Origin of the sequence: Microcystis sp. M079S1 (genome assembly GCF_020246425.1) — a bacterium.
Taxonomy (GTDB): Bacteria; Cyanobacteriota; Cyanobacteriia; order Cyanobacteriales; family Microcystaceae; genus Microcystis; species Microcystis aeruginosa.
On record NZ_JADBSZ010000297.1, the window covers coordinates 1 to 10,787 of the forward strand.

General features: G+C 45.8%; 10 protein-coding genes and 1 pseudogene. 6 read left to right on the forward strand and 5 right to left on the reverse strand.

Translation table 11 applies throughout. The features are described from left to right. The 5 genes from IM456_RS19130 to IM456_RS19150 form a co-directional block, all read left to right on the forward strand. Nucleotides 1–185, forward strand: a 185-nt coding sequence (locus IM456_RS19130; RefSeq protein ID WP_287705263.1) for an IS1 family transposase, incomplete at its 5' end; no start/stop codon positions are given. Between the two features lie 8 nt (nucleotides 186–193). Beyond that, the gene (locus IM456_RS19135) at nucleotides 194–646 is read left to right on the forward strand and encodes a hypothetical protein (protein ID WP_149988514.1); all 453 of its coding nucleotides are present in this window, start codon (nucleotides 194–196) and stop codon (nucleotides 644–646) included. Next, complete coding sequence (locus IM456_RS19140) at nucleotides 643–1,440, forward strand: hypothetical protein (RefSeq protein WP_287693045.1); 798 nt, start codon at nucleotides 643–645, stop codon at nucleotides 1,438–1,440. The genes IM456_RS19135 and IM456_RS19140 overlap by 4 nt, the downstream gene beginning before the upstream one ends. Nucleotides 1,441–1,872: 432 nt before the next feature. Next, nucleotides 1,873–3,114 carry a bifunctional ornithine acetyltransferase/N-acetylglutamate synthase gene (gene argJ, locus IM456_RS19145; RefSeq protein ID WP_147073627.1) on the forward strand — a complete coding sequence of 414 codons (1,242 nt, stop codon included), beginning with the start codon at nucleotides 1,873–1,875 and terminating at the stop codon, nucleotides 3,112–3,114. Between the two features lie 266 nt (nucleotides 3,115–3,380). Further along, entirely contained in the window at nucleotides 3,381–4,685 is a 1,305-nt protein-coding gene (locus tag IM456_RS19150) for a pentapeptide repeat-containing protein (RefSeq protein WP_287693046.1), read from the forward strand. Between the two features lie 434 nt (nucleotides 4,686–5,119). On the opposite strand, the gene psbM is transcribed toward IM456_RS19150, so the two are convergent. The 3 genes from psbM to IM456_RS19165 all read right to left on the reverse strand — a co-directional run bounded on the left by psbM (nucleotide 5,120) and on the right by IM456_RS19165 (nucleotide 7,721). Further along, complete coding sequence (gene psbM, locus IM456_RS19155; protein WP_002745897.1) at nucleotides 5,120–5,227, reverse strand: photosystem II reaction center protein PsbM; 108 nt, start codon at nucleotides 5,225–5,227, stop codon at nucleotides 5,120–5,122. Between the two features lie 256 nt (nucleotides 5,228–5,483). After that, the gene (locus IM456_RS19160) at nucleotides 5,484–6,602 is read right to left on the reverse strand and encodes a universal stress protein (protein WP_287693044.1); all 1,119 of its coding nucleotides are present in this window, start codon (nucleotides 6,600–6,602) and stop codon (nucleotides 5,484–5,486) included. A 138-nt stretch (nucleotides 6,603–6,740) separates the two neighbouring features. Then, nucleotides 6,741–7,721, reverse strand: coding sequence for an ABC transporter ATP-binding protein (locus IM456_RS19165; RefSeq protein ID WP_149988597.1), 981 nt, complete (start codon nucleotides 7,719–7,721; stop codon nucleotides 6,741–6,743). 280 nt (nucleotides 7,722–8,001) lie between these two features. On the opposite strand from IM456_RS19165, the gene dacB reads away from it, so the two are divergent. Further along, a complete protein-coding gene (gene dacB / locus IM456_RS19170) occupies nucleotides 8,002–8,889 on the forward strand; it encodes a D-alanyl-D-alanine carboxypeptidase/D-alanyl-D-alanine endopeptidase (RefSeq protein ID WP_149988595.1) in 888 nt (295 codons plus the stop codon). A gap of 167 nt (nucleotides 8,890–9,056) precedes the next feature. On the opposite strand, the gene IM456_RS19175 is transcribed toward dacB, so the two are convergent. Together IM456_RS19175 and IM456_RS19180 are read right to left on the reverse strand one after the other, a co-directional pair. Next, entirely contained in the window at nucleotides 9,057–9,323 is a 267-nt protein-coding gene (locus tag IM456_RS19175; RefSeq protein WP_045356196.1) for a DUF6761 family protein, read from the reverse strand. Between the two features lie 522 nt (nucleotides 9,324–9,845). Further along, nucleotides 9,846–10,652, reverse strand: a pseudogene (locus IM456_RS19180) (ISAzo13 family transposase). Nucleotides 10,653–10,787 lie beyond the last annotated feature (135 nt).

The following is a 10,787-nucleotide window of genomic DNA, read 5'->3' on the forward strand; positions in this document are numbered from 1 at the left end:
AAGACCATATTATTAGCAAGACATATATGACAAGAGTGGAGGGTGAAAATACTAGATTGAGACAGTACCTAGCTCGACTTCACAGTCAAACTCTCTGCTATTCTAAGTCTATTGAAATGTTAGGGTATTCAATACGTTTATTAATCCATTATCTTAAGTTTTGGGAAGTTCCTATTCCTGCCTGATTCATACCTTGATTCAGCAACGCCTCCTTCCGATTGCTTATACTCGACTGACGGCTTCTGAGGCGAGAAAACAATTAAAATTATTGGGATATAAGGAACCAGTTAGGGGATACCAGAGAATTAAGGGAAATATTCAGCTTAACGAGATAGCCTACAAGCTAGAGTGCAACGCTGAAGCGATCGAGATTATTAAATCTTTAGAAGCTGATGCAATTATTCTAGAACCTACGGGGTACTGGTACGCAAGCTTCTGGGTTAACTGTGCTAAGAAGTTAGGATTAAATATCTACTGGATATCTCATCAGCAAACTAAGATAAATCGTCAGCACTATTTCAAGACTAAAAACAAAGACGACTATCTAGACGCGTTAACCATTGCCCTAACCTATTTTGACAAATCGGGACTAGATGACTTGGGTAATCCCCCGATTTTAAGGAATTACGACGTACTTTTCATGTGAGAGAACAGCTTGATAAGAACAAAAATTCTTTAATCAATCAACTTAGACAGCGGTTATGTTGTGAATATCCAGAAATTGCCGAAAGAGACTTTGATTATATTGGAGTCAATGGATTTAACCCCACTTTAGGGCATATTGCCAGACTGAAAAACAACCCGCACATTAAAGCCACAGCCGGGACTGGAATCAGTGAATATAGTCAACTATTAGCTAATGACCTTATCATGTATCAAACTAGAATATCAATTAAAGAAGGGGAACTAAGCGAAATTCTAGAACTGGAACAATTTAAGCCTTATTGTCAAGTATTTAATCAATTTCTTTTCGGTACTGTCCTTCAAAGTTTACTGCTTTTACACTGCTATCCTATCGAAAGATTTTTAGTCAACGGTAAACCCTACTTTAGAGGTGATCACGATATTAGCCTGAGAAAGTTTCAGGCTTATCTAGGGCTGGGATATTCTTATCAGATTTCTGGTGATACCTCAGCAAAACAAGACAAGGTAAAAAAGTCTTGGAAGGTTTCCGACTTAATGCGCTCTCACTTGTATGCTCACGCACTGGTGACTATTTGCCCGAATAAACCCGCTAAAACCGAGGTTATTGGCAAGCTTAAGCATTCTTGGCTTAATCCTCGGATTCATATCTATTACGACACCGAAAACGGTCAAACAATCGAGAAAAAGAAAGAATTACCCAGTTTTAAGGCATTGGGTAAGGATGGGCTGTGTCGCTTGCTATTTTACGAGACTAGGCTACTCTATCAACTTTTAACCCGCAATTTAGTAAAGTGATAGCTTAATCAGGAGACAGGAGACTCCGAGACAGGAGATTATTTTTAAGCTAAACGGCGCTTAACCTGCATGATCCAACAGCTATAACCCTTTTGGAGTCTATATCGGTGATCCGAAGTAAAAGCCGTTTAGCTTATTTATCCCCCCCGCTCCCTTCTCCCCAGTCCCCGTTCCCCGCTCTCTTCTCCCTTCTCCCCAACCCGCAACAGCCAAACCCCTTGCTACTTTTTGGCTTTAGACCTCTTGCATAATTAATTTTTGAGGATTCAAAAACGGCAAAAATAAGGATTAAATTGCCTAGAATCTGTGAATTATTCATTCTTAATTCTCCTGACTACTGACTACTGACTACTGACTCCTCACCTAACCGAAGATTTTTGATTTTTTACTTGCTATAATCGAGTGTCGAATTTGAGTAGGAGACGGGAGAAAATGGCCGATTGGCAGGAAATAGAGGGGGGGATCACGGCCCCAAAAGGATTTAAATCCGCAGGGATGGCCGCGGGGCTAAAACCGTCCGGTTTGCCCGATTTAGCCCTCATTGTCTCGGAAACAGAAGCGATCGCCGCAGGAGTCTTTACCACCAGTCAAGTGCGCGCCGCTTGCGTCGATTATTGCCGTCAACGCCTACAAACTAAAGCCAGCGCCAGGGCGATTTTGTGTAATGCCGGCCAAGCAAACGCCGCCACGGGGGAAGCCGGATGGCAAGATGCCCTCGATAGTGCCGCCGCCTTGAGCCAAGTTTTAGGGATTCCCGCCGATGCAATTTTGCTGGCTTCTACGGGAGTCATCGGGCAACGGATTCGCATGGATGCGTTAACGGCCGCTTTACCGACCTTAGTGGGTTTATTGTCGGAAAATGGTGGCGAAAGCACGGCCCGGGCGATTATGACCACGGATCTAGTCCCCAAATCGATCGCCTTGCAAACCACTATCGATGGTCGTCCGGTCACAATTGGGGGAATTGCCAAGGGATCGGGGATGATTCACCCGAATATGGCGACGATGCTCTCCTTTATTACCTGTGATGCCGCAGTATCGACGGTTCTCTGGCAAAATATGTTAAGTCGGGCGGCTAATAAAAGTTTTAATCAGATTACGGTGGATGGGGACACCAGTACCAATGACAGTCTGATCGCCTTGGCTAACGGTCAATCGCGCACCACGGCGATCACAGAAATGGGCCGGGATGCCCAAAAGTTAGAGGCCATGTTAACGGAAGTTTGTCAATACCTGGCTAAAGCGATCGCCCGGGATGGGGAAGGGGCCACCTGTTTAATAGAAGTGCGGGTTTCGGGGGCGGCCGATGATCAGTCCGCTCGTCAGATTGCTCGCACCATTGCCGGTTCTTCCTTGGTAAAATCGGCGGTTTTCGGTCGAGATCCTAACTGGGGACGAATTGCGGCGGCCGCGGGCCGGGCCGGGGTTGTCTTCCATCAAGAAGACCTACAAATCAAGTTAGGCGACTTCGTGATGATGGAAAATGGTCAACCTCTGGCGTTCGATCGAGCTAGTGCCAGTAATTACCTGAAAGCGGCAGCAAGCGGGGCTTATTTACGAGAAGATACCGTTTTAATGTCTATCTGTATCGGTAACGGTTCGGGGACAGGTACGGCCTGGGGTTGCGATCTTAGTTACGATTACGTCAAAATTAACGCCGAGTACACCACTTAAAGCGATCGATTCTGTAAACAGGCTCTCTTGTCCTTGCTGGATTGTAGCCCAACAGCTTGATCAAAGGTTGACGTTAGGCTCTAGTCTATACCGACAATCTCGATGATCGATCCTGTTGATCACACAGCAGCCGAGAGAGCCGATTACTCGATTAACAGATAAACTTTAATGGTTGGATTTTACTCTCTTTCAACCAACCTCGAAAACAGTTTTGTCAGTCCCTCAGTCCCTTGGCAAAATCCATCTATTGGCGGGGAAAACGCTACATGGCCCAGAAAAAATCACCACGAATTCCTTTAGAATTGCACCAGATCAAGGCTTACGAGTTTTATCAAAAACGGCTGGCATCGGGTAAAGAAGGCAATGAGATAGATGACTGGCAGCAAGCGAAAGAATATTTGAGCCAACATCCCAGAGCGATTCTTGCTTGGAATCTAAAAATGCCCTATCGCGGGGGAAAAAGGCTAATTAAAAGATTGTTGCTATCGCTCCAGTCTCTTGTCAGAGTTGCTTGGAAACTGCTAATCTTTCCCTTCTGGCTATTTCAGCAAATACCGGGGCTTTTTGCCCGTGAAGACAAAGACAGCCGCACCTTTGCCATTGATGTGGTCAAAACGATTATTTCTGCCCTGGGATTAATTGCTACCCTTTTCGCAGGAATTGGGCTTTTTGTCAATTATCTCAATTCTCAAGCGGAAAGGCAACTGATTCAGGAACGTCTGATTACCGAGCGCTTCTCGAAAGCTGTCGAGCAAATCGGTAATCCTAAAGAGGAGGTGGTAATTGGCGGCATTTACTCCCTAGAGCGAATTGCCAAAGATTCTCCCAAGGATCAATGGACAATTATGGAAGTGCTGACTTCCTACATTCGTAAAAATTCCCCCATTCCCTCGAATATTCAACAACTGGAGCCGGCGGCAAGAGAGAAAGCCCTAGAAAAGCTTCCTTCCGTGAGTATTTCAGTTCAGGCCGCTTTAACGGTAATCGGCCGGCGTAAAGTTGAGAATGACCAAGCTGGCGATAATTTGGCTGAAACAACTGACTCTAATAAAATTAAAATTCTTGATTTAAGTCGGACAAATTTGAGGGAAGCCAACCTCATCCGAGCCAACCTCGACAGAGCCTACCTCTACAGAGCCAACCTCAACGGAGCCTACCTCGACAGAGCCTACCTCAACGGAGCCAACCTCTACAGAGCCAACCTCGACAGAGCCTACCTCTACAGAGCCTACCTCAACGGAGCCAACCTCAACGGAGCCAACCTCTACAGAGCCTACCTCAACGGAGCCAACCTCGACGGAGCCAACCTCGACGGAGCCAACCTCGACGGAGCCTACCTCAACGGAGCCTACCTCAACGGAGCCTACCTCAACGGAGCCGTGGGTCTTCATCCAGAACAAATTAAATCGGCCTGCTTTTGGGAAAGAGCAATATACACGCAAGCCAAGTGGGATAAAGATAAAAAATTATGGGTGGCTGCGGACCCAAAAGCCAATCAACGAGAAATCGACAAACTCAAAAGGGACAAAAACTCAGATCCGCCAAATCCGATCGATTGTACTACTAAATAGGGTTTGCGGCAAAAAGTACGGGCGAAGCATTCGGATAGAAAATCTCCGGTTTCACCGATAGGTTATTGCCCGAATGCTTCGCCCCTACAGGACGCGGGCCGATGAAAACGCAAGGTTTGGAAGCATGATTCTCTCAAAATCTTGCACCTGTTTGGCGAGAAAAGCCACAAAACCCTTACCTTACCTACATTTCACATTTATTCAGCCAACCCTAAATAAGCTAAACGGCTTTTACTTCGGATCACCGATATAGACTCCAAAAGGGTTATAGCTGTTGGATCATGCAGGTTAAGCGCCGTTTAGCTTACTTTAACTTTTGGCGATTTAGGATCAGGTGACGAAACTAGCATTTTCCCCTAATTGAAGCGAAAAAACCCCGCATGACTTCAAGAAATCACCGGGGTTTTTAGGAAAAATAGGGATAGGGAAGGAATTTAACCCTCGGTTTCCTCTCTGGTTTGGATAAACAGAATCAAGAGGAAAACCGTGGGGACTAGGACGAATAGAATACTAGCGATAAAGCCGAGATTATTTACCTGCATGAGTTAACTCCCTTAAGTGACAACGGATTTGCATTAAAGATTAACTCCTAGAATATCATCCCAGAGGGCGTTGCTGATTTGAGAGGGGAAGTGGGGAAGTGGCAGAAAGTCCCGAGGTTTCCTTCCCCACACCCCACACCCCACACCCCACACCCCACACCTTACACCCCACACCCCACACCCTACACCCCACACCCCACACCCCACACCCCACACCCCACACCCTACACCCCACACCCTCTTTCAAGTCAGGTAGTCACCTTTTCACCCCCTTGGCTCGCGCGTTTTTAATCGGTACTTTTGGTTCGGTGGCGATGATGTGAAGATCGATATTTTTCTGCCAGATCAGACGCATGAGTTTTTGGGTGAAAGAACCTTTGATGAAATTCTTCCAGCGCGATTGAAGGCTCTCCCCGATCACAATCTGGGTGATCCGTTCGCGCTCGGCCACTTCGGCGATCGCTGCCGCCACCTGATAGCTTTTAACCCGTAAGAATTTCCCCTCGAAGTCCCGACATAAACGTTCGCAGGTTTCGATATGTAAAGCCTCCTCTTTCGTGAGAAAGCGATCGGGTTTATCGACGAAAATCACGAAAAATTCCGCGTTCATATACCCCGCTATCCGCGCTCCCCGACGTAATAATCGTAAAGAGTTGGGATAGGTGGAAATACAGACTAATACTCGTTCGTGAACGGGACAGAATTGACCGATGAATTTGGTTGAATTACTCGCTTCTTCTTCTACCGTATCGGCCACTTCGCGCAGGGCGAGTTCCCGTAGTGCGATTAAATTGCGCCGTTGAAAGAAATTATTTAAAGATTGTTCGATCTTTTCGGGAGCGTAGATTTTTCCCGCTAATAATCTTTCTTCTAGGGTTTCGGCGGTAACATCTACCACGATCACTTCATCAGCTTCCTCCAAAATTCGATCGGGTATTCGCTCTCGCACCACCACCCCAGTGATTCGGGCAACCAGATCGTTTAAACTCTCAATATGCTGGATATTCACGGTCGAGTAAACATCGATTCCCTGAGATAAAATTATCTCCACGTCCTGAAAACGTTTCTCTCGCTCCGAACCAGGCGCATTCGTGTGGGCTAATTCATCGATCAGACACAGCTGCGGTGAGCGGGCGATAATCGCTTCTGTATCCATTTCCGAGAGAGTGAATCCCTCTTTCTCTAGGATTTTTCTCGGTACAATTTCCAATCCCTCGGCTTTTGCGGCGGTCTCTTTCCTGCCGTGGGTTTCGAGAAGTCCGATCACCACGTCGGTTCCCTGCTTTCTGAGGCTATGCCCCTCCTCCAGCATCTTGTAAGTTTTCCCGACCCCCGGGGCCATCCCGATAAAAATTTTATGTCTTCCCCGTCGCACGCTCGTCTCCTTTTTGGCAACTTGCCTTACAGATTAATACTAAATCCAGTTATTAAAAACTGATTATCTATTCCCTCTTTTGCATGAGTGCCTGTCCTAATATGTAGCCTATACTCAACGGATTTGGTATGAGAGTGCTTATTGACTAGAGGTAATACCGCGCTGACGTAATTGGTCGATAAAAAATTCTTCTAGGGAAGCACGAGCTAAATTAAGACTAATCAAGCGAGCATCCATACTAGGCAGGGCAGCCAGAAAAGCAGCGGGTTCTCCCTGTAATTGTCCGTGCCAACAATGATCGCGCCAATGCAAACCGAGGAGCCATTGCTGTAGTTGATCCTCCCTACCACCCTGAACAATCACCTGATAGACATCGGCACGACCGAGAATTTGATCGAGGGAACCAACACAGAGTAATTCTCCCCGGGCCAACAGGGCAATGCGATCGCAAATTTGTTCCACATCGGAGAGAATATGAGAGTTAAAAAAGATAGTTTTCCCTCGTTGTTTGAGGGATTGAATAATTTCTCGCACCTGATAGCGACCGATAGGATCCAGTCCCGACATCGGTTCATCGAGAAAGACTAATTCTGGATCATTGATTAATGCTTGAGCTATACCGATCCGTTGCATCATACCCTTAGAATATTGACGCAATTGCTTTTTCTGGGCAGTTTTGCGGTCTAATCCCACTAAATCCAATAATTCAGGAATGCGTTTTTTCTGCACAGAAGAGGGAATTTGAAAAATGCTGGCGATTAATTGTAGGAATTCCCAGCCGGTGAGATAGTCGTAGTAGTAGGCATTTTCGGGAAGATAGCCGATGCGTTGCCTGACCGAGCGATCGCCAATTGGTTGACCGAGAATCAAGGCCCGTCCGGAAGTGGGTCGGACAATCCCCAAAAGGGTTTTTAAGAGTGTGGTTTTGCCGGCCCCGTTCGGGCCTAATAATCCAAAAGTTTCGCCCTCATGGACAATTAAAGTACAGTTTTTCAAGGATTCGATTTTTTTATCTAACCAGAATCCCGTCCGATAAGTTTTTTGTAAGTTTAACGTCTCTAGCACAGTTTGACGGCTGGTATTCGTCATTGTTTTGGAATCATCTGAGACAGAATACATGAATCTGACATCCCTTTTCCGACACTTTGCTTTTATTATCCCCAAATTGTCAGCAGTAATGTCACGGCTATCAAAATAGCACGATTTTGGAACCCAGAAAAATCCCAACTGGTCTTGAGAAGGGGTATCAGTGCAGTTCCGGGCTATTGCCAGCTTTCTTCTCTGGCATTGGTGTGCATTAGCCGCTAAAATCTGTTAGACAGGTAACTTTGACACTTGAGCAGCAACTGGTACAATAGGGCGAACGCTTACGGAAACCAGACTCTTACACAAACACAGCATGAAACAACTCCTCAATAGCCTCAATTCGCTGACAGTGGCCAGTGTAGCCACTATCGCCTTGGCCTACCCTAGCATCGCTCAAGTTAATCTGTCTGTTTATCCCTATCCTTCCTCGTCGAACGAATCCATAGAATTATACGTTCCCCCGCCAGAAAGCAATAACACCAATAATACCTGTACTCAATCGATCGGGGCAAATATCGATAAAATTATCAGTCAAGCTCCCAATCAGTGGGGTATATTAATCGAATCTATCGATCGCCAAACAGTTATTTATAGTCATAACGCTGATCGCTATTTTATCCCCGCTTCTAATACAAAGTTATTTACCACGGCTGCCGCTTTACAAGTGATGAACCCAGAGACGACAATTCAAAAAAAATCCCTGCGCGATTGGGTTAATATCACTAATCAGAGAAGTAATAATTTCTACGCTGACACTCTTTTTCGCTTTATCGGCGGTTCTAAAAATGTTACTGCCATCTTGGCACAATTGGGCATCAATCCCAGTGGTTTTCGTTTAGCCGATGGTTCGGGATTATCCCGTCGTAATACCGCTACTCCCCGCTCGATCGTGGAAATTTTGCGGGTGATGTATTATTCTCCTAATCGAGACACTTTCTATGCTTCCTTACCGGTAGCGGGAATTAGTGGCACCCTGAGAAACCGAATGCGTCAGACGGCCGCCACTGGCACAGTTTACGCTAAAACTGGCACTCTTACCGGTGTGCGGGCCTTATCGGGTTATCTAGAACACCCCAACCAAGAACCGATGTTATTTAGCATTATCGTTAATAATCAACGGGTTTCTGGACAGGCCCTGGTGAAAGCGATCGATACTATTGTCCTACAGATGACCCAATCTCGTTCCTGTCAAGCTCAGTAGACCTCTGGTAAAAATCCCCGATTGGGTAAGGATTTTCCTCCTCTCTCCCCACTCCTAACTCCTGAATTCTGCTGTGTGCAAGAGGTCTAATCCCGAGGCTATTCTAGCCAGTCAATCCGATTCTTTTTCCGGAACTGATGGCCAAATTCCCTTAACCCGAACTGGGGTTAATAATAGCCATAATCTGCTTCAGTTTGGGTTTGGGTTTGGGGGGAGAGATATTCAAAATTGGAAGGATCTCGCAGAAAGCGAAAAATTTCTTCTTCGAGACGATGAATTAGATAGGGTTCTATGGAATTAGAATCTCGTAAACAGGCTAAATAGCCTTCTACATATAGCCGGATCTCATCAAAACGCGAGCCACGGTGCCAAAGATCCACCATGTCATCGGTTAGTCTTTGATAGTAACGAATGGATTGGGTATCTTGGAGCATGGGCAGTAGAACAAAAAAGAGAGAGTAGGGGTAAGTGTTTACGGACAATCGTAGGGAGAATTGCTATTCTCGGTCTCCGATACCTCTACCTCTATTGTAATCACCAAATCGGCAAAACACAGGGAAGGTAATTTTCAGTGATCAGTAATCAGTAAACAGTAAACCGATGGTACTCCCAATAAGCTGTTGACTATCTGAATTACTCGTTAAGACTGTCTATGAGCGCCGGAGCTGCGGAGCAGGGAGAGGAAGTTTGAGCATTTGTACTAAAATTCCCAATACGCAGTTTAAATGCAGTACAGCTTATCAATCAGGAAAACTAATAGTTAGCGATCGCTCGTTGCCAGCCAGTTTTTCTCCCCCCCCCCGATCAACTTTTTCCGCTAATTTGGCTTATTTGGCTGAGTTATGGGCTGTTATACCCCACATTCCGCACCTTAAGTGTCACAACGTCTCAAAAGAGGAATGGGCGTGAGTCAAAATACTTATCTAGAGAACTCCATAAAAAAGATGATCCAATAGTTAAGTGAGTTGATAAGGGATTTCCACAAACCACTTTGGCAAATGGGGAAGTCGATTAATCTGTTTTTCCAACTCTGCCATTGCCTCCTGGGTCAACTTCACCCCATTGCGGTAAACCTTGTCAATGAGCTTGACAACTGGATTTTTTCCTTTGAAGGTCAAAGATTCGGCAAAGCGAAGCACCGTTTCCACACTATCGAGTCAACTCCCATTCCAATGCTGCTCCAACCAACCAAAGGTACGCTCTACTGCATTGTACTTGCTGTGGTAGGGGGGATAGTAGGCTAACTCAATGTTCAGTTGCGACTGCTGGGCAAAGGCTACTATCCGATGCCTAAACTGAGTGCGACGGGAATGGTTTTCCGGTCCATTGTCTTGGTTAATCACCAATTTGTGAATGTGGCTAAAGCGGTCTTTTACCATCGCCCACCACTGCTCCAGCAAGTCCACAATACAATCTGCGGTCAGTTTAGAGCTGACAAAGAACAAGTACAGTTCATTGTATTCGGGGAGGAAAATACCATAGGGGGCCCCAGAGGTGCTCGCATCAAAATCATGATCTAAGGCAATAGTGGTCACTCGCGTTTTGCCTCCTCGGTCAAACTCTCCAACTTTGACCGCTACTTTGGCATCCATTGAGATACGTAAGGTCTGCGGGTCAGCATCGGCTTGTTGATTAACCGAGTGGATTTGCTCAAAGATGGCATCCGTTTCCGGTATTTTCTTTGGCGGTTTCGCCTTGACTACTCGTTTTAATCTATATCCCATCTCGTTTAATCGGCAACGAATTGTCTCCTCACTCAGCAATTCTCATTTTAAAAAGTAACAAGTGATACAGACAGAAACAAAGCTTTAAGCAAGCTACAAAATGCGCTCCCGCGAGTGCGACTGCATCGCAGAGAAGTGAGTATATAGAGTATTTATACTCAAAATATTTGAAAG

Bases quoted from the DNA above. Each gene is read 5' to 3' on its own strand.
- argJ (WP_147073627.1), top strand. From the start codon at position 1,873: ATGGCCGATTGGCAGGAAATAGAGGGGGGGATCACGGCCCCAAAAGGA.
- IM456_RS19150 (WP_287693046.1), top strand. From the start codon at position 3,381: ATGGCCCAGAAAAAATCACCACGAATTCCTTTAGAATTGCACCAGATC.
- psbM (WP_002745897.1), bottom strand. From the start codon at position 5,227: ATGCAGGTAAATAATCTCGGCTTTATCGCTAGTATTCTATTCGTCCTA.
- IM456_RS19165 (WP_149988597.1), bottom strand. From the start codon at position 7,721: ATGTATTCTGTCTCAGATGATTCCAAAACAATGACGAATACCAGCCGT.
- dacB (WP_149988595.1), top strand. From the start codon at position 8,002: ATGAAACAACTCCTCAATAGCCTCAATTCGCTGACAGTGGCCAGTGTA.
- IM456_RS19175 (WP_045356196.1), bottom strand. From the start codon at position 9,323: ATGCTCCAAGATACCCAATCCATTCGTTACTATCAAAGACTAACCGAT.